Consider the following 22394-nt stretch of genomic DNA (forward strand, 5'->3'; position numbering starts at 1 on the left):
GGGTACGGCGCGGGTCCTACGTCGCGGGGTGCTGCGCGAAGGCCCGGCGACCGATCTCGGGATCGAGGCCCCAGCGGTCGGCGAGCAGCTCGTGGACCGCGGGCCAGTCGCGCAGCGACGCGGCCTCGTCCATCGGCGTCCCGCCGAGCAGCGCCTTGAGGCGCGCGAGGCAGCGGTCCCAGCCGGCGGCGTTGCGCGCCGCGACCTCGCGCTCGTCGAACGCGTGCGTCAGCCGCAGGAGGCAGCCGTCGCCGTCCGGCGCGAGGTCGACGCGCACGCGATCGCCGGAGAAGTCCCAGGCGATCATGCGCGGCGGATCGCTGACGACGACCTCCGGCACGTTGCCGTCGGGGAACCAGTGCGCGAGCTCCTCCGGCTCCGTCAGCGCGCGCCACACGCGCTCGACCGGCGCGTCGAGATGCCGCTCGAGCCGCACCGACGGCCCCTCCTCCAGCAGCGCGACGTGCGCCTCGACCTCGCCGACCGGCGCACCGCCCAGCCAGCCGTCGAGCCGGCCGAAGTAGATGAGCCAGCCCTTGCGATGCTGCTCCTCGGGGCCCATCTTCGGATCCGAGAGGTGGAAGAAGCGCAGCCGGCAGGCGTCATCGCCGTCGGGCTCGAGCTCGAACCGGTACCGCTCGACGCCGTAGGTCCACGCGAGCACGCGCGGAGGCTCGACCTCGGTGACCTCGCCCGACTGGCCGAAGGCATCGATCCGTTCGCCGACCGCCGGCGTCCACGACACCGGCGCGACGAACCACATCGCGAGCTCCTCGGGCTCGGTGATGGCGCGCCACACGCGCTCGGCGGAGTGCGGCAGATGCCGCTCGATCTCGATCACGGGTTCTCCTTCAGGTGCGCTTCCAGAGCGTCGAGGCGCCGCTCCCACAGCTCGCGGTACGGCGCCAGCCAGGCGTCCACGTCGGCGAGCGGCGCGGGGCGCAGCGCGTAGAGCCGCTGCCGCCCCTCCGCGCGGGCCTCGACCAGGCCGGCCTCGCGCAGCACCCGCAGGTGCTTCGAGACGCCGGGCTGGCTCAGGTGCAGGTCGGCGACGAGATCGCCCACCGGCCGCTCGCGCTCGCGCAGCAGATCGAGGATCCGGCGGCGGGACGGCTCGGCGATCGCGGCGTACGCGGCGGCGGACACGCGCAACACATTACCGGTCGGTTATGCGTTGTCAACGTGCTTCGTCACCCGCACGACCCCCCGATCGGTGGATTGGCGTTGCCCGGCGCCGCGGGGAGCATGCGCGGCGGGTACTCCGTACACCCCCTCGATGGGGTGCTCCGTGTCCCGGGGCGGGGGAGCTCCGGCCTCCGCCCCGGACTGCGGACCGCACCGGCCGCGCTCGCGTCTACGATCCTTCCCCGAGTGCACGACCGGAGAGGGACGTCGTGACGACCGCGCACAGCGGGGACAAGGGCGTTCCCGACGACGTGCTGCTCGGCGCCATGCGGCGTCTCGCCGTGCTGACCGCGAACGGCGCGCCTGCGGCCGACCTCGCCGGCGCCATCGCCGACGAGATCATCGAGGTGCTCGGCGCCGAGTCGAGCGCCGTGTTCCGCTTCGACGGCGACGAGATCGTGGTCGTCGGCGGCAGCAGCGTGCCGGGCGCCCAGACGTTCCTGCGTGGCGCGCGGTTCAAGGTGGAGCCGCAGATGCTCGCGGCGGGCATCCGTGAGCACGCGCGCCCGCTGCGAGCCGCCGAGTACGAGAGCGACCCGAGCGACGCCGCCCGGCGCATCAAGGCGATCGGGATGGCGGTCGTGATCGGCGCGCCGGTGCGCCTCGAGGGCAAGCTGTGGGGCGTCGTCTATGCGGGCGCAAGCCATCCCGACCGGCTGCCGCCCGGCTCCGAGCACGGCATCGACGCGTTCGCCGACTTGTGCGCGCTCGCGGTGGCGAGCGCCGAGGACCGCTCGCAGCTCGAGTCCCAGACGCTCGAGCAGGCCGCCTTCATGGACGTCGCGCGGCTCGTCCTGCAGCAGGCCCCCGCCGACGCCGTCTACGCGATGATCGCGCGCGCCGGCGCCGAGGTGGTGGGAGCCGCGGCCGGCGCCGTGGTGGCCCTCGAGGACGACGGCCTGCGCGTCGCGGGCACCTGGCCCGAGGGCGTGACGACCGCGGACGCCGAGCTCGCGCTCGCCGCCGAGGTGATCGGGCGCCGCGGCCTGCTCCAGCAGGGCGACCCGGACGCCACCGCGCCCGCCGTCGACCGCGTGATCCTCGACCGCGAGGTCTGGTGGGCGGCGCCGATCCTCATCGGCCACGACCCGCGGGCCGTCGTCGTCGTCGCCGCCGACAAGGGCAGCGCGCTGCCGCCCGACGCCGGGCGCCGCGTCGAGCGCTGCGCGGAGCTGTGCGGCGTCGCGCTCGCCAACGTCGACGCCCGCACCCAGCTCGTCCGCCAGCTCATCGAGAACGAGCGCCTGGCCACGGTCGTTGAGCTCGTCGACGACTTCATCGCGATCGTCGACCTCGAGGGCCGGATCGCGTACCTCAACGGCGGCGGCCGGCGGCTGCTGGGCCTCGACAGCGTCGACGACGCGCGGACGCGCACGTACATGGACTGCTTCACCGAGGAGGGCCTCGAGCACTTCACCGCGGTCTCCGGGCCGGCCACCCGGCGCGAGGGCAGCTACATGGGCGAGACGACCCTGCGCCACGCCGTCACGGGGGAGGCGATCCCCGTCTCGATGGACGCCTTCACGATCCGCCACCCGTTCACCGGCCGGCCGATCGGCACCGCGGTCGTCCACCACGACCTGCGCGAGCGCAAGCGCACGGAGCGGGAGCTGCGCTCGCGCGCGGAGGAGGTCGAGCAGCTCGCGGCGGCGCGCCGGTTCCTGCTCGTCGAGGTGCTGCATGCCGAGGAGCGCATGCGCCGCCAGATCGCCGACGCGCTGCACGACGACGCGCTGCAGGAGCTCTACGCCGCCCGCCTGGATCTCGAGCAGCTCACCCTCGACGCCGAGGCGGGGCCGCGCGCCCGCGCGGCGATCGACGCCGCGATGCGCGGGCTGCGCGACGCGGTCAGCGACCTGCACCCCGCCGCGGCGGCGGCCCAGGACCTCGCCGAGCGGATGCGCTCGGTGCTCGAGCAGGGCGGGCAGCGCGCGGGCTTCGGGCACCGGCTCGTGATCGGCGACCACGTGCCGAGCGACGTCGACGAGCTCGTGCTCTCGCTCCTGCGCGAGTTCGTCCACAACGCGGCCAAGCACGCCGACGCGACCTTCGTCGTCGCGCGGCTGGCGGACGAGGGCGACGACGTCGTGCTCGAGGTCTCCGACGACGGTCGCGGGATGGCGCCCGACCGGCCGGCCGAGGCGCTGCGCGCCGGCCACATCGGGCTCGCGTCGAGCCGCGAGCGCGTCGAGGCGATCGGCGGGCGGCTGACGATCGATGCCTCGGAGTCCGGCGTCCGGATCCGGGTCGAGCTGCCGCGCGGCCCGGCGACGACGCGCGCGGCTCAGTAGAGCTGGAGGTCGCGCAGGACGTTGCGCAGCAGCGTGATGTCGCCCTTCCCGACGTGCGCGATCGCGCCCGCCTCCTCGAAGTGCTTGGCGATCCCGGCGCCGTCGATGGCGCTGTAGGCGACGACCGCCATTCGGGGCAGGCGGTCGACGAGGAAGCGCGTCGCCTGCAGCCCGTCCATCTGTGGCATCTGCCAGTCCATCACGACGACGTCGGGCCCGACCGACGGGATGACGTCGCACGCGTCGGCGCCGTTCTCCGACTCGCCGACGACCTCGTAACCGAGCTCCTCGGCCACCGCGCGCACAATCGCGCGGGCCGCCGCCACGTCGTCGACGATGAAGAGCCGCATCAGCCGGCGTTCACCAACGAGGCGCCGGCGACGGGCACGGGAAGCTGGCGGATCTTGTCCACGCACGGGAAGATCGGATGCCGGGGCGCCCGCTCCCATCCACCGATCGGCTGAGCCGGTAGGTGAGAGGCTCAGCGCGCGGAGGCGGCGACGCGCGGCAGGGTGATGCACACGCACGTGCCGCGGCCGCCCAGCCCCGCGCACGTCGTGAACGATCCGCCGACCGCGACCACGCGCTCGCGGATGTTCGCCAGACCGACGTTGCCGCCGGCGAGCGCGACCTCGAGCGCGTGGTCCGGCAGGCCGCGCCCGTCGTCGGAGACCTGGACGCGAAGCGCGTCCTGCGCCTCGCGCACGACGACCTTCGCCGCCGTCGCCTCCGCGTGCTTGAGCACGTTCGTCAGCAGCTCACGGACCATGCTGAAGACGAGCCGGTCGGCCGGTCCCTCCGCCGACGGCGCGACCTCGGTCTCGATCCGCACGCCGCTGCGCGCGGTGTGCTCGGCGGCGAGGCTCTCGATCGCGGCGGTCAGGCCGGCGTGCGCGAGCGTCACCGGATGCAGCCCGCCGACGACGCCGCGCAGCGTTCGCGTCGCGGTCTCGATCGAGCCGAGCACGCGCTCCTTCGCGTCGTCGTCGCCGTCGAGCATGTCGAGCTCGAGCCGGGCGAAGAGCAGCTGCTGCAGCACCTCGTCGTGCAGGACATCGGCGACCTGCCGGCGCTCGCGGTCGCCAGCGTCGAGCGCCTGGGCGACGAGCCGGCCGCGCTGCTCGGCGAGCTCCGCCAGCTCCGCGGACTGCGCGAGCCGCACGACGGCTGCGCCGAGGATGTTCGCCGCGGCGCGCACGACGCTCGCATCGTTGTCGTCGAAGTGCCCGGGCCGCGATGCGAGCACGCCGAGCACGCCGAAGGGCTCCAGCTCCGCCGGGATCGGCACGGAGATCGCGCTGCGAACCCCGAGCCGGAGGAGCCCCTCCGTGTACGTGAACCGCGTCTCGCTCAGGGTGTCGTCGGTGATGATGGCGGCGTTCGTCTCGAGCGTGAAGCCGGCCTGCGACCCCGCGCCGGTCGCGGCGCTCATCCGCTCCATCGCACCGGGCGGGAAGCCGGTGCCGGCGACCATCCGCAAGCGGTCGCGCCCCGGCGCGAACTGGAGGACGCCGGCCCGCTCGGACTCCAGTTCCGTCGCGAGCATCTCCGTCGTCGCGTTGAGCAGCTTCTCGAGATCCGTCTCGCGCAGCGCGAGCTGCGCGAGGTCCGCGAGCGCGGCCTGCTGGCGCAGGCGCCGCTCGGCCGTCGAGATCGCGCGCTGGCGGGCCGTGACGTCGAGCAGGACGACGCCGACGAGCCGCTCCCCTTCGACGTCGAACGGCAGGTACCTGACGTCGAGGGCGCTCGGCCGCCCGGCGCGCGCGGCGTGCTCCTGCGTCGAGAGCACCGGTGTGCCGGTCTCGAGCACCTCGCGCACGAGGGACGCGACGCGATCGCCGAGGCCGGGTTCGAGCACGTCTAGGACCGTCCGCCCGGAGTGGTCCGCCGCGGGCGCGTCGTTGATCGCCGCCAAGCGATCGTTGACGTACCGGTAGCGCAGCTCGCCGTCGAGCACCGCGACCCCGACGCCCGCCTGGTCGAGCAGCCTGACGACGAGCTCGGGGACCGGCCGCGTCACTCGAGCAGGCCGTTGCGCATCGCGCTCGCCACGGCGGCGGCGCGGTCGGAGACGCCGAGCTTCTCGTACAGGCTCTGCAGATGCGTCTTGATCGTCGCCGGGCTGAGGTGCAGCCGCTTGGCGACGTCCGGCGCCGACAGGCCCTCTGCGATGAGCTCGAGCACCTCGCGCTCGCGCTGGGAGAGCACCGGCCGGTCGCCGACCGCGCGCATCTGGATCTGACGGACGAGCTCGCCCTGGATCTCCGGGCTCAGCCTCGTCTCCCCGCGCGCCACCGCCGCGACCGTGTCGCAGATCTCGTCGCGGCTGGCCTCCTTGGAGAGGTAGGCGGCCGCGCCGAGCGAGATCGCCCGGTAGACCAGCTCGCTGGGGGCGTGCGCCGAGATGAGCACGACGCGCGTCGGGACGCCGTCGCGGCGCAGGGCGCGCGCGATCGTCGCGCCGTCCAGGCCGGGCATCTTGACGTCGAGCAGGGCGACGGCCGGCGTCAGGTCCTTGATCGCGCCCAGCGCCTCGCGCCCGTCGGACGCCTCCCCCACGAGCTCGAACTCGGGGCGGGACTTCAGCGCGCGCACGAGCCCCTCGCGGAAGACCGGATGGTCGTCCGCGACGAAGACCGTGGTGCGGGAACGATGCATGAGCCCTGAGCTTCCCCGATCCACCGCCAACTACGCTGAACGTCGATCGGGTGGTTCGATGTTCGGCGCAGCGGTGGTTGACGCGCACCGTCTGATCGGTTGAACCAGAGGATGACGGCCTGCGCGCCTAGCCGCTGTACGAGTAGAAGCCACGGCCCGCCTTGCGGCCGAGGAGGCCCGCCTCGACCATCCGGCTGAGCATCGGCGGCGGCGCGTAGAGGGGCTCCTTGAACTCCTCGTAGAGCGATCGCGCGACGGCCATCGTCGTGTCGAGGCCGATCAGGTCCGTGAGGCGCAGCGGGCCCATCGGGTGCGCGCAGCCCTCGACCATCCCGGCGTCGATGTCCTCGGCCGAGGCGAAGCCGGACTCGAGCATCCGGATCGCCGACAGCAGGTACGGGATGAGCAGCGCGTTGACCACGAAGCCCGCGCGGTCCTGCGAGCGCACGACGACCTTGTCGAGCGTCTCGCGCGCGAACGCCTCGGCGCGGTCGCGCACCTCGTCGGCGGTCATGAGCGACGAAATGACCTCGACGAGCTTCAGGACCGGGACCGGGTTGAAGAAGTGCAGGCCGAGCACCTGCTCGGGGCGCTGCGTGGCCATCGCGAGCTTCATGATCGGGATGGCGGACGTGTTCGAGGCGAGGATGGCGTCGTCGGCCGTCACGATGCGGTCGAGCGCCGAGAAGACCTCGACCTTCGTCGCCTCGTCCTCGATGACCGCCTCGACCACGAGCTCGCGGTCGGCGAGCGCGTCGAAGTCGGTGCCGACGGAGATGCGGTCGAGCACGTCCCGGTGGTCGTCGTCGCTCAGCTTGCCGCTGCGCACCGCGCGCCCCAGCGACTTCTCGATCCGCTGCCGCCCGGCGTCCGCGGCCTCCGGCGAGGACTCCACGACGAAGACCTCGCAGCCCGCGCGGCCGGCGACCTCCGCGATGCCGGAGCCCATCAACCCGCAGCCGACGACGCCGACGCGAACCACGCCGGGATCGTACCCCCTCAGCGGCGCTCGAACCGCTCGCGCCGCACGGTCGGGCGCCGGCCCTTGAGCGTGGTGCCGCGCAGCGCGGCGATGACCTCATCGGCCGCGGCGTCCGGGATCTCGACGAGCGCGAACCGGTCGGCGATCTCGATCGCCCCGATGTCACGGCCGCCGAGGCGCGACTCGCCGGTGATCGCGCCCACCAGGTCCTGTGGGCGGATGCCGGCGGTGCGCCCTGCCCCGACGAAGATCCGCGTGGTGCCCTCGCTCCCCGGACGGCCCCCGGTCTTCTTCGGGCGCGACGGCCGGTCGGGCCGCTCCCGCGGCAGGGGCACGTCCGGGATCTCCTCCTCCTCGTCGGCGGCCGCGCCGGTCGCCTCGTGCGCGAGCTTCACCGCCGCGAGCGCGATGTCGACGACGTCGAACTCGTCGGCCAGCGTCTCGACGACGACGCGGAAGTGCTCGAGCTCGTCCTCGACGAGGCTCGCGTGCAGGGCGGCGCGCGTCAGCTCGAGCCGGCGCGCGCGGAGGTCGGCGATCGTCGGGATCTTCTCGATGGCGATCGGCTGCTTCGTGACGCGCTCGATCATCTTGAGCATCCGGTGCTCGCGCGGTCCCGCGAGCGTGATCGCCACCCCCTCGCGTCCGGCCCGCCCGACGCGGCCGATGCGGTGCACGTACGTCTCCGGCGCCGACGGCACGTCGAAGTTGACGACGTGGGTCAGCGTGTCGACGTCGAGCCCGCGGGCCGCGACGTCGGTCGCGACGAGCAGCTCGGCGGCGCCGCTGCGCAGCCGGCCCATCACGCGGTCGCGCTGGGCCTGGTCCATGCCGCCGTGCAGCGCCTCGGCGCGATAGCCGCGGCCGTTGAGCGTCTCGGTCAGCTGGTCGACGTCGGCGCGCGTGCGGCAGAAGATGAGCGTGGCGGAGGGCTGCTCGACGTCGAGCACGCGCCCGAGCGCGGCCGTGCGCTGCCCACGGGGGACGATGTAGGCGCTCTGGCGCACGAGCGGCTCCTCGCCGCGCTCGGTCGTCGCGCGGCCGAGCTCGATCCGGACCGGCTCGTCGAGGTAGGCGTCGGCGAGCCGCGCGATGCGCGGCGGCATCGTCGCGCTGAAGAGCACCGACTGCCGTTCCTTCGGCGCCCGCTCGAGCACCGCCTCGATGTCCTCGGCGAAGCCCATGTCCATCATCTCGTCGGCCTCGTCGAGAACGACGACGCTCAGCTGCGCGAGATCGAGGCTCCCCCGGCCGGCGTGGTCGGCTGCGCGGCCCGGCGTGGCGACGACGACGTCGACGCCGCGCTCGAGCGCCTTGAACTGGCGGCCGATCGGCTGACCGCCGTAGATCGGCAGCACGCGCGTGCCCAGCGCGCGGCCGTACTTGTGGATGGCCTCGGACACCTGCACGGCGAGCTCGCGCGTCGGCACGAGCACCAGGCCCCGTGGCGCCGCGGCGGCGACCGGCTCGGCGGCGAGCCGCTGCAGCATCGGCAGGGCGAACGCGGCGGTCTTGCCCGTGCCGGTGGCCGCCTGCCCGAGGAGGTCGCGCCCCTCGAGCAGCGGCGGGATGGCCTCGCGCTGGATCGGCGTGGGCTCTTCGTAGCCCAGGGCGCCGAGCGCCTCGAGCAGCTCGGGGACGAGCCCTAGGCCGGCGAAGGTCGTGATGTCATCGGGCACCCACCAAGGGTGACACCCGGCGATCAGGCCGCGATGTTCGTGTGCCGCGGCCCCAGCCGGACCCGCACGCTTCGGAGCTCCGCCTCGAACTGCTCGAGCGCCATGCCGAGCGGCCCCGGAACCTTCCCCGACTGCGCGCGGCGGGCCTCGGCGCGGGCACGCAGCTCGCGCACGACCAGCTCGAGGCGCCGCTCGCGGTGGTGAAGGCGATCCAGCTCGAGCGTCGCCGCAAGCTGGAGACGGGAGGGCAGACTGGCTTGCATCCAAGGGCTCCTTGGCCAGGGGGAGCGCCGATGCTCCCCCACCCCACGAGATGACTACAGGGGAGATATCCCCCGGGCGACGGATGGAGAGCTACCCGGAAGTCGCGTTCGCTCCAGTGAGCGCCAACGCGTCACCTTCGCTGACTCTCAGCGCGCGGGCGGCGCGGCGCGGCATCCACCAGTTCCACCGGCCGAGCAGGGCCACGACGGCGGGGGCCAGGACGCCGCGGATGAGCGTGGCGTCGAGCAGGATCCCGCCGCCGAGCGCGGTGGCGAACATCTTCGCCTCCGTGCCGGGGCCGGCGCTCATCGCGACGAACGCGAGGCCGAGTATGAGCGCGGCGCTCGTCACGAGGCGGCCCGTCCGGCCGATGCCCTCGACGACGGCGGCGTCGGTCGAGCCGGTCCGGTCGTACGCCTCGCGCATCCGGCTGAGGATGAACACCTGATAGTCCATCGAGATGCCGAACAGGAACGCGAAGACGACGATCGGCATCTCGACGTTGATCGCGTTCGTCGCCTCGATGCCCCAGACGGCGTCCGAGCCGAAGCCGTGCTGCCAGACCAGCACGAGCAGCCCCCAGGCCGCGCCGACGGACAGCAGGTTCAGGAGGACCGCCTTGAGCGGGATGATGATCGACCGGAACGCGCGCGCGAGCAGCAGGAACGTGAGGCCCGCGATGAGCGCGATGACGAGGACGAAGTTGCCGTAGACGGCGTCGAGGAAGTCGGCGCTCTGCGCGGCGGCGCCGCCGGTGAGGGCATCGTGCCCGGCCGCGGCGCGGACGCGGTCGAGCGTCGCGCGGCCGGCCGGCGAGTTGCCGTCCTCGGCCGGGATGACCGCGAGCAGCGACGTGCCGTCGCGCCGCCAGTCGGACGGTGCGACGACGCCGCTCACGCCGTCGACGCGCTCGATCGCCGCGGCCCTGCGCGCCGCGCTGTCCGCGGTGACGAGCGTGTCGAACGGCGACAGCGCGCCGGTGCCGATCCCCGACCGCTCGAGCTGCTGGAGCGCGGTGCGCGCCGGACCGGACTGGGCGAGCGATTCGGCCCGCGGGTCGCCGAGCTGGATCGTCGAGGCCGCGAAGACGAGGCCGGCGAGGACCGCGGTCGACAGCACGGCAGCGGCCACGCGATGGCGTACGACGAGACGCGCCCACGCCGACCAGCCGCGGCTGGCGTGGTCCTCGCGCCGCGCGTGGCGGCGGTCGAGGCGCGGGCCGATCGTGGCGAGGACGACGGGCAGCAGCGTGATCGCCACGGCGACGCTGATGAGCGGGATGAGCATCCCGGCGATGCCGATGCTCCGTAGGAACGGCACCGGCAGCGCGACGAGCGCGAGCAGCGAGATGCCGACGGTGGTGCCGCTGAAGACGACGGCCCGGCCGGCGTGCTCCATCGCCTTGACGACCGCGGCCTCCGGCGCCGCGCCGCGCTGCCGCTCCTCACGCCAGCGGACGACGACCAGCAGCGCGTAGTCGATCGCGATCGCGAGGCCGACGAGCGCGATGAGGAACTTCACGATCACCGAGACGTCGGTCGCGGAGGCGAGCGGCCAGACGGCGAGGAACGTCGTGGGGATGGCGACGAGCGCCATCAGCATCGGGACGATCGCCATCCACGAGGCGAAGACCAGCCCGAGGACGACGAGCGCGCCGACGCCGGCGATGAGCGCCTCGACGGCCATGCTCGCGCCCCCGCTCTTCCCGCCGTGCGCCGCGTCCGCCCGCAGCGCGTCGAGGCCGGTGACGCGCACCGGCGCCCCGCCGACCGTCATGCCGTCGACCGCGGCCTGCGCCGCGCGTGCCTCGGCCTGGCCGGGGTCGACGCCGCCTGTCGGGGGGATCGCGACGAGCGCGAAGGTCGTGCGGCCGTCGCGCGAGACGAACGCGTCGTCGTGCGTCGAGGCGTAGGACGCGGTGCGCGCGCCGGGCACGGCGGCCCGGATCTTGTCGAGCGCTCTCGCCAGGTCGCGTGTGACGCCGGGCGAGGCGACGGTCGTGCCCTTGGGCAACGTGACGACCGGGACGAGCGGCGCGCTGTCGCCGCCGCTGCCGTAGGTCTCGACGATCCGGCTGTTCGCGGCGAACGCCTCCTTGCCGGGGATGTCGAACTGCTGCTGGAACGAGCTGTTCGCCGGGCCCATCGCCGCAACACCGGCGACGGCGAGGGCGACCCACGCAGCCACGACGACCTTCTTGTGGCCGAGCACCCACCGGGTGAGAACCGTCATCGCGCTGCGCTTGGTCATGTCGTGCTCCCTTCGGCTTGTACTTACGCTGTAAGTTGCGAGCGAGAACGGTACACTTACGCTGTAAGTCATGTCAAGGCCGTCAACAGCGACACGAACGCGACTCAGCCGGGAGCGCGTGCTGCGCGCCGCGATGGCGCTGGCCGACGAGCGCGGCCTGGCGGAGCTGTCGATGCGCAAGCTCGCCAAGGAGCTCGGGGTCGAGGCCATGTCCCTCTACAACCACGTCGCCAACAAGGGCGACCTCCTCGACGGGATGATCGACCTCGTCTTCTCCGAGATCGACGCGCCGGCGGCGGGCGGCGACTGGAAGGCGGAGCTGCGCAAGCGCGCCGTGTCGACGCGCGCCGCGCTGCGCCGCCACCCGTGGGCGGTCGGCGAGATGGAGGGGCGCGGCACCCACGGGCCGTCGAACCTCCGCCTCCACGACGCGGTGCTCGGGTGCCTGCGCGCCGCCGGGTTCTCCGTCGAGATGACCGTCTCCGCGATGTCGGTCCAGGACGCGTACATCTACGGCTTCGCGCTCCAGCAGACCGACATGACGCCCGAGACGCCCGAGGACTTCGCGGATTCCGCCCGGCGGCAGATGGACGAGTACGAGGCCGTCCTCGGCGACTACCCGCACCTCGTAGAGGTCGTCGGCGGCCACGTCGCGAAGGCCGGCTACGACTACGAGCGGGAGTTCCTGTTCGGGCTCGACGTGATCCTCGATGGCCTGGAGCGCCTCTTGACGTTATGAGATCGTAATTGATATGTTCTCATAACTGATTCCGCCCGGCCGTCAGGAGGCAGCGATGACGAAGAGCGCGACCGAACCCTCGAGAAGACGCCGGATCGGGATCCTCCTCATCTGCTCGATGAGCCTGCTCATCGTCGGCATCGACATCACCGCGGTGAACGTCGCCCTCCCGGCCATGGGGGACGAGCTCGACGCGGGCCTCTCCTGGCTGCAGTGGTCGGTCAGCGCCTACACGGTCGTCATGGCGAGCCTGCTGCTCTTCTCCGGCTCGATGGCGGATCGCTTCGGCCGCAGGCGGACGCTGGTCACCGGGATGAGCCTCTTCGCAACGGCCTCGCTGCTGTGCAGCCTCGCGCCGACGATCGAGCTGCTCGTGGCGTCCAGGGTCCTGCAGGGCGTCGGCGCATCGATGATGAACCCGGTCGCGATGTCGATCATCACGAGCACCTTCACCGACCGGCGCGAGCGCGCACAGGCGGTCGGCGTCTGGGGCGCCGCCTTCGGTGCCTCGCTGGCGCTCGGCCCGATCATCGGCGGCGCGCTCGTCTCGTCCGCCGGCTGGCGGTGGATCTTCGCTATCAACATCCCGCTTGGCCTGATGGCGATCGCGCTGCTGCGGCGCTTCGTCCCCGAGTCCAAGGCGCCGTCGCCCCGCCGGTTCGACCCGGTCGGCCCGGCGCTCGTCGTCCTGCTCATGTCCTCGGTGACGTACGGGATCATCGAGGCCCCGAACGCGGGCTGGACGTCCGCTTCCATCGTGGCGGCGTTCTCCGCGGCGATCTCCGCAGCGGTCGGCCTCGCGCTCTACGAGCCACGCCGCGCGCAGCCGCTCGTCGACCTGCGCTTCTTCCGTTCCGTCCCGTTCTCCGCGTCGATCGCGCTGTCGGTCGCCGCCTTCGCGTCGTTCGGCGGCTTCCTGTTCCTCACCACGCTGTACCTGCAGGACGTGCGCGCGCTCTCCCCGGTCGAGGCCGGGATCGCGATCGTCCCGGTGGCGCTGATGATCGTGCTGCTCTCCCCGCTCTCCGGGCGGATGGTCGGCCGCGGGGGCCCGCGCACGCCCCTGCTCATCGCCGGTGCGGCGTTCGTGGTCGCGTCCTGCATGCTCGCCGACGCGGGGCCGGCCACGTCGTTCGCGTGGCTCGTCGCCGCGTACCTCGTGTTCGGGATCGGCTTCGGGTTCGTGAACGCGCCGATCACGAACGCGGCCGTGTCCGGCATGCCCATCGCACAGGCCGGCGTGGCCGCAGCCATCGCGACCACGTCGCGCCAGTTCGGCCAAGCCATCGGCGTGGCGATCGTCGGCGCGATCGTGGCGTCGGGGACGCGGGCCCCGGGCGGCGCCGGCATGACCGCCGCGTGGTTGACGCTGGCCGGCCTCGGAGCGCTCGTGCTCGTGCTCGGCGCGCTGGCCACGAGCGATCGCGCGCGACAGTCGGCATGGCGGACCGCCGCCCGCCTCGAGCGCGACGCGGCGGCTACCGCCTAGGCTCCCCGCCCGTCATGGCCCCCGCACGCAAGCGCGCCGACGACGACCTGCCGCGCGAGGTCTGGCGGCTCATGTCGGAGCTCGTCCTCGACCATCAGCGGCGGCGCGAGGTGTCCGAGGCGGTGGGCCTGTCCTTCGGCCGTGCCCGCGCGGTTCGACGCATCGTGCGCCGGCCGATGACCATGAGCGAGCTCGCCGACGTGCTCGGCATCGACCGCCCGAACGCCACCGTCGTCGTCGACGACCTCGAACGCCGCGGTCTCGTCCGGCGCGTCGAGCACCCCACGGACCGCCGGGCCAAGCTCGTCGAAGCCACCGCGAAGGGCAAGCGGCTCGCCCGTCGCGCCGATGAGATCCTCCTCACCCCGCCACCGGCGCTCGCCGGCCTCGACGACACCGACCTCGAGACGCTGCAACGCATCCTCGCCGCGGTCAGCGCGACGTAAGCCGACGGCCGGACTCGAACCGGCGACCCCTTCATTACGAGTGAAGTGCTCTACCAGCTGAGCTACGTCGGCGGGGGACGCGCATTCTAGCCCGCGGGGATCGCTGGTGCCGATGCGCCAAAGAACCACCGCTGCAGGCCGATCAAGCGGGCACACCCATGTCGTTCCCGTTCTACCGATCGATGCTCGAGCGGATGACCGAGCAGGCGGTGCTGTGGCGTTCCATGGCGACGTTGTTCGTCGCCGGCGGTCTGCTCGCGCTCGCGACGCTGCTGCTGCCGCTCGGGCCCGAGGCGTCGAAGCCGGCCGTCGCCGCGCTCGGCGGGACCGCGATCGTCAGCGCGATCGCGATGGCGACGCTTGCGCGGAAGCTGCCGCACGCGCTGATGTCGCCGCTGCTCGCCTTCGGGACGGCGCTCGTGACCGGCGGCGTCGTCGCGCAGCACTCGTCCTCGGCGGTCTACGCGCTCATGTACGTCTGGGTCGGGTTCGAGGCGTTCTTCTTCCTCACCCGCCGGCACGCGCACGCGCACATCGCGTGGATCGGCCTGGCCTACGCGATCGCGCTCGTCGTCGGGGGCGGCGACGAGCCGGACGCGGCCGCTCGGTGGGTCATGACGATGGGAACGGTCGTCGTGGTCGGCCTGCTCGCCGGCGCGCTGCACGACCGCGCCGAGCTGCTCATCGACCGGCTCGCCGACGCTGCACGGACCGACCCGCTGACCGGGCTGCTCAACCGCCGTGGGTTCGAGAGCCGGATGGAGGTGGAGCTGGCTCGCTCGACACGATCCGGCCGCCCCGTCGCCGTGATCGTCGGCGACCTCGACAACTTCAAGGCGGTCAACGACCGCTTCGGGCACTCGGCGGGCGACCGCGCGCTGACCGCGTTCGCGCATCTCGTCGAGGATGTGAAGCGCACCGGCGACGACGCGGGGCGAATCGGCGGCGAGGAGTTCGCGCTCGTCCTCCCCGACACCGACGCGCACGCGGCGCTGGTGCTGGCGGAACGCCTCCGACGCGCGGTCCGCGACGCCGGCTGGCCGCACGAGGGAACGATGACGATCTCGCTCGGCATCGCGAGCGCGCCGCGCAACGGCACCGACGCCGAGACGCTCCTGCACTGCGCCGACCAGGCGTGCTACCTCGCCAAGCAGCTGGGGCGCGACCGCTCGGTGCTGTTCTCCGAAGAGGTCGAGGCGGCGCTCGACGGCCCGCGCGACGCCGCTCCCCGGCCGGTCGAGCAGATCGCCGCGGTGCTCGTGCTCGCCGAGACGCTCGACCTCCGCGATGCCGGAACGGCTCAGCACTCGCAGACCGTGGGCCGCTACTCGGAGCAGATCGCCACCGAGCTGGGCCTCCAAGTGGACAGGGTCGAGCGCATCCGCCTCGCCGGCCTGCTGCACGACATCGGCAAGATCGGGATCGCCGACCACATCCTGCAGAAGCCGGCCAAGCTGACCGACGCCGAGTGGGCGGAGATGCGCAAGCACCCGGAGCTCGGCGCGCGGATCCTCGAGGGCGCGCAGCTCGACGACCTGGCCGGCTGGGTGCTCGGTCATCACGAGCGCCACGACGGCCGCGGCTACCCCACCGGTCTGCTGGGCGAGGCGATCCCCCTCGAGGCGAGGATCCTCGCGGTCGCCGACGCCTACGAGGCGATGACGAGCGACCGCGCGTACCGCGCCGGCATGCCGCACGAGGAGGCGGTCGCCGAGCTCGAGCGCTGCAGCGGCAGCCAGTTCGACCCGCTGGTCGTGAGCGCGTTCATGCGCGTCCTCGGCGCCGTCCGCGCCTGAGGCGCTAGTCCTCGCCGAGGAGCACGTACCGCGCGTAGTCGCGGCAGAGCTCCTCGTCCTGCAACAGCATCCAGATCTGGTCGCGCGGCGGCTCGGACTGCTTCATGAGCACGTGCTCAACGTAGCTCTCCCGCACCTCGAGCGGCTGGTGGAGCATCCACACCTGCTGGCGCAGCGCCTCGTCCGGCTTGCCGAAGACCTCCTCGGCGAACGCACGGCGAACGTCGCGCGGCTGGCGCAGCATCCAGCGGATCTCGGGCTCCGGGGCGATCGCGGCGGCAGCGCGGGCGATGGTGTCGGGGCCCACGAGGATCTGTCGTTCGGCGGGAGGCATCGGTGCGTATGGTGCCTACCCCGTGCGATTCGATCTCCAGTCCCACTCGCTGCACTCCGACGGCGCGCTCCCCGCGAGCGAGGTCGTCGAGCGCGCGGCCGCCGCGGGGGTGGAGCTGCTCGCGCTCTCCGACCACGACACGGTGGACGGCGTCGACGAGGCGATCGAGACCGCCGCGCGGCACAACGGCATCCGCATCGTCCCCGCCGTGGAGATCTCGAGCGTGCAGGACGAGTACGAGGACCTGCACGTGCTCGGGTACGGCGTCGACCACCACGACGCCCACCTCAACGAGCAGCTCGCCGCGTTCCGGCAGGATCGGTACGCGCGCGCTGATCGCATGGCGGACGCCCTGCGCGAGCTGGGCTGGGCGATCGACGAGACGAAGCTCGACGAGCGGCGGGCGTCGGGCAAGCCGCTCGGCCGGCCGCACCTCGCCCAGGCCGCGTTCGGCCATCCGGACAACGCCCGGCGCATCTCGGACGAGGGCTTGGAGGACTTCAGCGCCCTGCTCGTGGCGTACCTCATCCCCGGCGCGCCCGCGTACCGGAAGCGCACGTTCCCCACGGTCACCGACGCGATCAAGCTGATCCACGACGCCGGCGGCGTGGCGATCTGGGCCCATCCGTACTGGGACATCGAGGCCGATCCCGCGGTGCTCGGGACGATCGACCGCTTCGTCGCCGACGGGTTGGATGGCGTCGAGGTCTTCTACGTCACCCACACGCGCGAGCAGATCGAGCTGCTCGACGACGCATGTCGCGAGCGCGGCCTGCTCACCACGGGCTCGAGCGACTTCCACGGCCCGGACCACCGGCACTTCGCGCGCTTCCTCGCGCACGAGCTGCACGGCCGCACGCCGAACCTCGGGCCGATCGCCGCCTAGACCGCGACCGCGCGAGCGATGCGGTAGGCGAGCTGCTCGAGCGCGAGCTCCTCGCTCACGTTGACCTCGAGCCGCTGGCGCGTCTCCTCGACGAGCCCCTGCGCCTCGCGCAGCGCCGCGCTCGACCGGCCCTCGGCGTCCGCGGTCAGGCGGTCGAGGCGATCGGTGTTGAGGACGAGCTCGGGCACTTCGTCGGCGACGCATGCGACGTCGCGCAGCCACAGCCCGGTCAGCTCGAGCGCCTGATCGAGCGCGCTCTGCGTCGCGCGCCGCTGCGCGCGCTTGCCGCGCTCGGCGTACTCGCGCTCGATGCGCTTCCGTTCCTTCTTCGGGACCAGCTCGACCTCTTCGGCCGCGCGCGCCTCGATCTCGTCGGCCGCGTGCTGGCCGTGCTCGCGGGCGCGCTTGAGGACCTCGCCCCAGGGCCGCTCGGCCAGCTGGTCGGCGAGCGCGGCGCGAGCGAGCTGCTCCGCCCCCTGACGCAGCGCCGGGCCGTCGCCGAGCGCGAGCCGCAGCGCCCGGTCGACGTCGCCGAGCGCCAGCCGCGCGCACGCGTCCGCCGACGCCGGGTCGATGCCGTGACGGCCGAGCCGGTCGACGAGCTTCTGCACCGTCGGCGGGTCGAACCGCACGTGCTGGCAGCGCGAGGAGATCGTCGGAAGCACCTTGCCGGGCCGGCTCGTGAGCAGGATCAGATGGGCGTACGAGGGCGGCTCCTCGAGCGTCTTGAGCATCCGGTTCGCGGCCTGGTCGTTGAGCGCGTCGGCCTCCTCGATGACGAACACGCGCCGGTGCGACTCGAACGGCGTGCGCGCCGCGGCGGCGACCACCGGCTCGTCGATGTCGGCGCGCAGCAGGCCGGCGCTCGAGGTCGGGCGAACCCAGGTCAGGTCGGGGTGCGCGCCGGTGCGGACGCGGTTGGCGGCACCGGCCGGATCGGCCGCTCCCTCGCTGAGCAGCTCGGCCGCGAACTCCCGCGCGACGTCCTCCTTGCCGCTGCCCGCGGGACCCTCGAAGAGGTAGGCGTGGCTGGGCGATCCGGCGAGGACGGCCTTGGCGTGAGGGTGTTCCGACAGGTCCACGGTGTTCGATCCTAGGAGTTGTTCATCACGATCGAGGGCATCGACGGCGCCGGGAAGACGACGCTGGCCTCCGGGCTGGCCGATCGCCTGCGCGCTGACGGCCGCGAGGTCGAGCTGCTGCGCGAGCCGGGCGGCGTCGCGCTGAGCGAGCGGATCCGGACGCTCGTCAAGGACCCGGATCTGGAGGTCGATCCGCGCGCGGAGGCGCTGCTGTACGCGGCGGCGCGGGCGCAGCTCGTCGCCTCGCGGCTGCGGCCGCTGCTTGACGCCGGCGTGACCGTGCTGCTCGACCGGTTCGTGGACTCGTCGCTGGCCTACCAGGGCGCGGCGCGCGGGTTGGGCGTCGACGCGGTCGCCGCGGTGAACGCGTTCGCCACCGGCGGGCTGACGCCCGACCGGACGCTGCTGCTGCGTCTGGATCCGCAGGCGGCGCGGGCGCGGACCGGCACGCGGGGCGAGGCGGTGGACCGGCTGGAGCGTGAGCCGGAAGCCTTCTTCGCCGCCATCGCCGCCGCCTACGACGAGCTGGCCGCGGCCGATCCGGGTCGCTGGCGCGTCATCGATGCCGCGCGGGAGCCGGCCGCGGTCCTCGCGGATGCCCTCGCCGCGCTGGACTGAGACCTAGACTCGCGGCGATGCCCGGCTTCCTGGTCGAGCGGTTCGAGCACATCTCGGCCACCCCGGAGACCGCGCTGCTGCGGATCTCGGGCCGCTGGCGGTCCGATCGCCGCGAGCGGCTCTCCCCTCCCCTGCTCGTCATCGACGACGGCCGGCGGACGCACCGGCTCGCCGCGCTGCCGGGGCCGGACGACGCCTCGCCGCTGGCCGCGCCGTCCGACGGGCCGCTGTGGCGGGCGGCGTACAGCGCGCCGGTCGAGGTCGCCTCCGCGCCGCACGTCGTCTTCGCGCTGGAGGTCGGGCGAACGATCGTCGACCTGCCCGCCCCGGTGCGGGCCGGGGTGCGACGGCCGCCGCCGCCGAAGGCTCCGCGGGCCGAGGTGCCGGCCGAGGCCGCCGCCATCGAGCGCGAGCTGGGCGACGAGCGGCGCGCCCGCGCCGAGGCGGAGGAGCAGCTCGCCGACCTCCAGTCGCAGCTGCGCTCGCTGACCGAGCGGATCCGCGACGAGACGGCGGCGCGCGGTGCGGCGGAGCAGGCGCTCGCCCGGGCGCAGCCGACGCTCGACCGGGCGACGCGCCGCGAGGCCGAGCTGGCGGAGGCGCTGCGCGAGGCGCGCGTGACGCTGCGCGACACCGAGGCGCGGGCGGCCGCCGCGCGGCGGGCGCTCGACGGTCAGGCGCGGGCGGAGCGCGAGCGCGACGAGGCCCGCGCGGTCGGCCGGCGCATCGGCGAGCGGCTCACCCAGCTGCAGGAGCGTGCGGAGTCGCTGGAGGCGTCGCTCGGCGAGGCGCGGCGCCAGGCATCGGAGGGCGAGGCCGCCGCGGCACGCGTCGCCGAGCTCGAGCAGCGCCTCGGCGAGGCCGAGCAGCGCGCGCGGCACGTCGCGAAGGCGGAGGAGGAGCTCGCGGCGCTGCAGGCGCGGCTGCGCGATGCCGAGGCGGCGCGCCGGTCCTCCGAGCAGGAGGCGCACAGCGCGGCGGCGGAGCTGCGCGAGCTGCGGGTCGCCCACGCCGAGGCGCGCGAGCAGGCCCGCGAGGCGCGCGCGGCGGCCGAGCAGGCGGGCGCCGGCAAGGAGCTGCGGACCGAGCTGCGCCGCGCGCAGACCGCCGAGCAGGAGCTGCGCAAGCACGTGCGCGAGCTCTCCGCGCGCGCCGCGCATCTCGACGCGGTCAGCGCCGAGGCGACGCAGCGGATCGAGTCGCTCGAGAAGCGGTCGACCGAGGCGCGCACGCGGGCGCGGGCCGAGGAGCAGCGCGCGAAGGACCTCGAGCAGCGGGCCGCGGACGCGGCGCGGCGGGCGGCGACGGCCGAGCGCGCGCTGGCCGAGGCCGAGCGCGTCACGGGCGCGGAGCTGCTGTCGCTGCGCGAGCAGGTCGCCGAGCTCTCGACGGTGCGCGACGAGCTGGCGGAGGTCACCGGCGAGCGGGTCGCCTTGGCGCGCGAGGTCGAGCAGCTGCGCGAGCGCGTGGCCGGCGACGAGACGCTGCGTACGCGGCTGGCCGAGGCCGAGGCGAAGGCGGAGGAGCTGGCGGCCGAGGCGCAGCTGCGCATCGCCGACCTGGAGGCGCTGCGGACCTCTACGGACGAGCAGTCGCAGGCGCTGGCCCGGCGGCTGCAGCGGGCCGACCACGAGATCGCGCACCTGCGCGGTGAGCTCGAGCGCACGTCCGCGGTGGCGCAGGATCACGAGGAGGCGCTGAAGGCGGCGGTCGCCGGGGCGACGCGAGCGGCCGACGAGCGCGCAGCCGAGCTGCAGGAGCGCGTCGACGCGGCCGAGCAGGAGCTCGTCGCGCAGCGCGAGCGGTTGGAGCGCCGGACGGCCGAGCAGGTCGCCGCCGCGCTGGGGGAGGCCGAGGACCGGATGCGTGCGCGGCTCGAGGCGGCGATCGGCGCCGGCACCGAGCGCGAGCAGCAGCTGCTCGAGCAGATCGACGTCGCGCGGCGCGAGGGCGAGGAGCGCGTCGCGGCGGCGCGGGCGGTCACCGAGGACCAGGTCGCCAGCGTTCGCGCCGAGGCCGAGGCGGTCATGGGCGCGCGGGTCTCCGCGCTCGAGGAGGAGATCGCCGGCCTCCGCCTGCGGTTGGCGGCGGCGGACGAAGAGGTGGCGTCGGCCGGCGAGCGCGCCGCGGCGGCCGAGCGCGCCGCCGCCGCGAGCGACCGTGCCCTGGCCGAGGCGGAGCGCCGCGCCGGTGATGTGGAGGCGCGGCTCGTCCGGGCGCTCGAGCAGGCCGAGGAGGGCGCTGCGTCGGCGGAGGCGATCGCCGAGCTGCGGCGAGAGCGCGACGAGGCCGCGGGGCGCATCGATGCGCTGACCGGCGACCTCAGCGGTGCGCGTGCCGAGGCCGAGCGGTGGCGGACCGCGGTCGCCGAGCGAACCGCGGAGCGCGACGAGGCGCTTGCGCGCGTGGCCGAGCGCGAGCGCGCTGCCGAGGCGGTCGAGACCGAGCTGCACGAGCGCGCTCGCGCGCATGAGGCGCTGGAGCGGGAGCTCGCCTCACGCGAGCGCGCGCTGGCGGAGGCGGCCGACGACGCGGAGTCCGCGGCGCGCGAGCTCGCCGCCGCCGAGGACGTCATCGCCGAACGCGACCGCCGCATCGGCGGCTTGCAAGAGGAGACGGCGCGGCTGCGTGTCGAGGTCGAGCAGGCCCGTTCCTCGATGGCCGACGACGTCGCGTCGGCGCGAGACGAGGTCGCCGCCCGCGACCGCGAGCTCACCGCGCTGCGCCGCGACCTCGCCGCCCGCTCGCGAGCGCTCGAGGTCGCCCGCGAGGAGATCACCGCCCTCACCGGCGACCTCGAAGCGGCCCGCGGAGGAGACGCGGCCCTCTCGAAGTCGATCAGCGACCGCGAGAGCCAGCTCGCCGAGGCCCACGCCGCCCTCGCCGAACGCGAGGCCGAGCTCAAGGCCCTCCGCGCCGCGGCGATCGAGCGCGACGACGAAGTCGAGACCCTCCGGACCGCGGCCGCCGAGCGCGACGACGAGCTCGAGACCCTCCGCATCGCGGCCGCCGAGCGCGACCAGGAACTCGAGAGCCTTCGCGCGGAGCTCGCCGAGCGTCCCGAGGACACTGGCGCGGACGAGGAGGTCGCCGCGCTCCGCGCCGATCTCGAGACCGCCCGCGAGGAGGTCTCCGCGCGGGTCGCGGATCTCGAGGAGGCCGGGCGCGCGCGGACGGGCCTCGAGCAGGAGCTCGCGACGCTTCAGCGCGAGCTCGAGCAGCGGTCCGCCGCGCTGGAGGCTGCCGAGGAGCTCCGCGCAGAGCTCGCCGGCACGAAGGACGTCGAGGCGGCGTTCGAGAAGCGGCTCGATGCGGCCGATGCGCGGATCACCGAGCTCGAGGCCGCGCACGAGGCCGAGGCGCGCCGCGCGCTCGAGGCGGAGTCGCGCGCCGCGTCGGAGGCGGCGGCGCGGGCGGCGCTGGAAGAGCGGCTCACCGAGATCGCCGGCGTCAGCGAGGAGGCGGAGCGGCACGCCGAGGAAGCGCTCGAGGCCGCTCGCGTCGCCGCCGCCGAGGCCGCCGCGATCCCCGGCCAGGTCGCGCCCTTCCCGATCGAGCGTCCCGCCCGCCGTCGCGTCGCGGTCCCGCGCGTCGGCACCGAGCGCACGGTCGGCATCGTCCTGCTGCTCGTCGGTCTGACCTGCGTCGCACTGCTGGCCTTCGCGCTCCTGAGCATCGTCGTCTCTCCGTAGAGG

The 22394-nt window shown here is 74.0% G+C and carries 19 protein-coding genes and 1 tRNA gene; 8 read left to right on the plus strand and 12 right to left on the minus strand.

Annotation, left to right across the window (positions count from 1 at the left end):
* Nucleotides 1–16: 16 nt before the first annotated feature.
* Nucleotides 17–841, minus strand: a complete 825-nt coding sequence (locus tag AC1UE4_RS13975) for an SRPBCC family protein (protein WP_482917838.1) — start codon at nt 839–841, stop codon at nt 17–19.
* Nucleotides 838–1146 carry an ArsR/SmtB family transcription factor gene (locus tag AC1UE4_RS13980; RefSeq protein ID WP_482917839.1) on the minus strand — a complete coding sequence of 103 codons (309 nt, stop codon included), beginning with the start codon at nt 1144–1146 and terminating at the stop codon, nt 838–840. Before AC1UE4_RS13980 ends, AC1UE4_RS13975 begins: the two co-directional genes overlap by 4 nt.
* A gap of 248 nt (nt 1147–1394) precedes the next feature.
* Between AC1UE4_RS13980 and AC1UE4_RS13985 the strand changes: the two genes are divergently transcribed.
* Nucleotides 1395–3476 (plus strand): ATP-binding protein, encoded by a 2082-nt coding sequence (locus AC1UE4_RS13985; RefSeq protein ID WP_482917840.1) that lies wholly within the window; start codon nt 1395–1397, stop codon nt 3474–3476.
* Here the strand turns inward: AC1UE4_RS13985 and AC1UE4_RS13990 are convergent.
* The 7 genes from AC1UE4_RS13990 to AC1UE4_RS14020 form a co-directional block, all read right to left on the minus strand.
* The gene (locus tag AC1UE4_RS13990) at nt 3470–3826 is read right to left on the minus strand and encodes a response regulator (RefSeq protein ID WP_482917841.1); all 357 of its coding nucleotides are present in this window, start codon (nt 3824–3826) and stop codon (nt 3470–3472) included. The two genes, AC1UE4_RS13985 and AC1UE4_RS13990, sit on opposite strands and share 7 nt — an antisense overlap.
* A gap of 131 nt (nt 3827–3957) precedes the next feature.
* On the minus strand, nt 3958–5496 hold the full coding sequence (locus AC1UE4_RS13995; RefSeq protein WP_482917842.1) for a PAS domain-containing protein: 1539 nt from the start codon (nt 5494–5496) through the stop codon (nt 3958–3960).
* Nucleotides 5493–6134: a response regulator transcription factor gene (locus tag AC1UE4_RS14000; RefSeq protein WP_482917843.1), complete on the minus strand. Its 642-nt coding sequence runs from the start codon at nt 6132–6134 to the stop codon at nt 5493–5495. Before AC1UE4_RS14000 ends, AC1UE4_RS13995 begins: the two co-directional genes overlap by 4 nt.
* 127 nt (nt 6135–6261) lie before the next feature.
* A complete protein-coding gene (locus tag AC1UE4_RS14005) occupies nt 6262–7083 on the minus strand; it encodes a 3-hydroxybutyryl-CoA dehydrogenase (protein WP_482918249.1) in 822 nt (273 codons plus the stop codon).
* A 50-nt stretch (nt 7084–7133) separates the two neighbouring features.
* Nucleotides 7134–8795 carry a DEAD/DEAH box helicase gene (locus tag AC1UE4_RS14010; RefSeq protein ID WP_482917844.1) on the minus strand — a complete coding sequence of 554 codons (1662 nt, stop codon included), beginning with the start codon at nt 8793–8795 and terminating at the stop codon, nt 7134–7136.
* A gap of 23 nt (nt 8796–8818) precedes the next feature.
* Entirely contained in the window at nt 8819–9058 is a 240-nt protein-coding gene (locus AC1UE4_RS14015; protein ID WP_482917845.1) for a hypothetical protein, read from the minus strand.
* Nucleotides 9059–9149: 91 nt separating this feature from the next.
* Nucleotides 9150–11309 (minus strand): MMPL family transporter, encoded by a 2160-nt coding sequence (locus AC1UE4_RS14020; protein ID WP_482917846.1) that lies wholly within the window; start codon nt 11307–11309, stop codon nt 9150–9152.
* Nucleotides 11310–11379: 70 nt separating this feature from the next.
* On the opposite strand from AC1UE4_RS14020, the gene AC1UE4_RS14025 reads away from it, so the two are divergent.
* The 3 genes from AC1UE4_RS14025 (at nt 11380) to AC1UE4_RS14035 (ending at nt 13983) form a co-directional block, all read left to right on the plus strand.
* Nucleotides 11380–12048: a TetR/AcrR family transcriptional regulator gene (locus AC1UE4_RS14025; protein ID WP_482917847.1), complete on the plus strand. Its 669-nt coding sequence runs from the start codon at nt 11380–11382 to the stop codon at nt 12046–12048.
* Nucleotides 12049–12166: 118 nt separating this feature from the next.
* The gene (locus AC1UE4_RS14030) at nt 12167–13537 is read left to right on the plus strand and encodes a DHA2 family efflux MFS transporter permease subunit (RefSeq protein ID WP_482917848.1); all 1371 of its coding nucleotides are present in this window, start codon (nt 12167–12169) and stop codon (nt 13535–13537) included.
* A gap of 14 nt (nt 13538–13551) precedes the next feature.
* The gene (locus tag AC1UE4_RS14035; RefSeq protein ID WP_482917849.1) at nt 13552–13983 is read left to right on the plus strand and encodes a MarR family winged helix-turn-helix transcriptional regulator; all 432 of its coding nucleotides are present in this window, start codon (nt 13552–13554) and stop codon (nt 13981–13983) included.
* On the opposite strand, the gene AC1UE4_RS14040 is transcribed toward AC1UE4_RS14035, so the two are convergent.
* Nucleotides 13983–14055, minus strand: a tRNA-Thr gene (locus AC1UE4_RS14040). The two genes, AC1UE4_RS14035 and AC1UE4_RS14040, sit on opposite strands and share 1 nt — an antisense overlap.
* Before the next feature lie 86 nt (nt 14056–14141).
* On the opposite strand from AC1UE4_RS14040, the gene AC1UE4_RS14045 reads away from it, so the two are divergent.
* Nucleotides 14142–15779, plus strand: a complete 1638-nt coding sequence (locus tag AC1UE4_RS14045) for a bifunctional diguanylate cyclase/phosphohydrolase (RefSeq protein ID WP_482917850.1) — start codon at nt 14142–14144, stop codon at nt 15777–15779.
* A gap of 4 nt (nt 15780–15783) precedes the next feature.
* On the opposite strand, the gene AC1UE4_RS14050 is transcribed toward AC1UE4_RS14045, so the two are convergent.
* Nucleotides 15784–16113, minus strand: coding sequence for a hypothetical protein (locus AC1UE4_RS14050; RefSeq protein ID WP_482917851.1), 330 nt, complete (start codon nt 16111–16113; stop codon nt 15784–15786).
* Between the two features lie 22 nt (nt 16114–16135).
* Between AC1UE4_RS14050 and AC1UE4_RS14055 the strand changes: the two genes are divergently transcribed.
* Nucleotides 16136–16999 (plus strand): PHP domain-containing protein, encoded by an 864-nt coding sequence (locus AC1UE4_RS14055; RefSeq protein ID WP_482917852.1) that lies wholly within the window; start codon nt 16136–16138, stop codon nt 16997–16999.
* Here the strand turns inward: AC1UE4_RS14055 and AC1UE4_RS14060 are convergent.
* Entirely contained in the window at nt 16996–18081 is a 1086-nt protein-coding gene (locus AC1UE4_RS14060; RefSeq protein WP_482917853.1) for a DNA polymerase III subunit, read from the minus strand. The two genes, AC1UE4_RS14055 and AC1UE4_RS14060, sit on opposite strands and share 4 nt — an antisense overlap.
* Before the next feature lie 18 nt (nt 18082–18099).
* Here AC1UE4_RS14060 and tmk point away from each other — a divergent pair, with 18 nt between their 5' ends.
* On the plus strand, nt 18100–18699 hold the full coding sequence (gene tmk / locus AC1UE4_RS14065; protein ID WP_482917854.1) for a dTMP kinase: 600 nt from the start codon (nt 18100–18102) through the stop codon (nt 18697–18699).
* Between the two features lie 17 nt (nt 18700–18716).
* Nucleotides 18717–22391, plus strand: coding sequence for a coiled-coil domain-containing protein (locus AC1UE4_RS14070; RefSeq protein WP_482917855.1), 3675 nt, complete (start codon nt 18717–18719; stop codon nt 22389–22391).
* Nucleotides 22392–22394 lie beyond the last annotated feature (3 nt).

Source organism: Parviterribacter kavangonensis (assembly GCF_056863335.1).

Bases quoted from the DNA above. Each gene is read 5' to 3' on its own strand.
- AC1UE4_RS13990 (WP_482917841.1), bottom strand. From the start codon at position 3,826: ATGCGGCTCTTCATCGTCGACGACGTGGCGGCGGCCCGCGCGATTGTG.
- AC1UE4_RS14000 (WP_482917843.1), bottom strand. From the start codon at position 6,134: ATGCATCGTTCCCGCACCACGGTCTTCGTCGCGGACGACCATCCGGTC.
- AC1UE4_RS14005 (WP_482918249.1), bottom strand. From the start codon at position 7,083: ATGGGCTCCGGCATCGCGGAGGTCGCCGGCCGCGCGGGCTGCGAGGTC.
- AC1UE4_RS14015 (WP_482917845.1), bottom strand. From the start codon at position 9,058: ATGCAAGCCAGTCTGCCCTCCCGTCTCCAGCTTGCGGCGACGCTCGAG.
- AC1UE4_RS14020 (WP_482917846.1), bottom strand. From the start codon at position 11,309: ATGACCAAGCGCAGCGCGATGACGGTTCTCACCCGGTGGGTGCTCGGC.
- AC1UE4_RS14025 (WP_482917847.1), top strand. From the start codon at position 11,380: ATGTCAAGGCCGTCAACAGCGACACGAACGCGACTCAGCCGGGAGCGC.
- AC1UE4_RS14030 (WP_482917848.1), top strand. From the start codon at position 12,167: ATGAGCCTGCTCATCGTCGGCATCGACATCACCGCGGTGAACGTCGCC.
- AC1UE4_RS14035 (WP_482917849.1), top strand. From the start codon at position 13,552: ATGGCCCCCGCACGCAAGCGCGCCGACGACGACCTGCCGCGCGAGGTC.
- AC1UE4_RS14045 (WP_482917850.1), top strand. From the start codon at position 14,142: ATGTCGTTCCCGTTCTACCGATCGATGCTCGAGCGGATGACCGAGCAG.
- AC1UE4_RS14050 (WP_482917851.1), bottom strand. From the start codon at position 16,113: ATGCCTCCCGCCGAACGACAGATCCTCGTGGGCCCCGACACCATCGCC.
- AC1UE4_RS14070 (WP_482917855.1), top strand. From the start codon at position 18,717: ATGCCCGGCTTCCTGGTCGAGCGGTTCGAGCACATCTCGGCCACCCCG.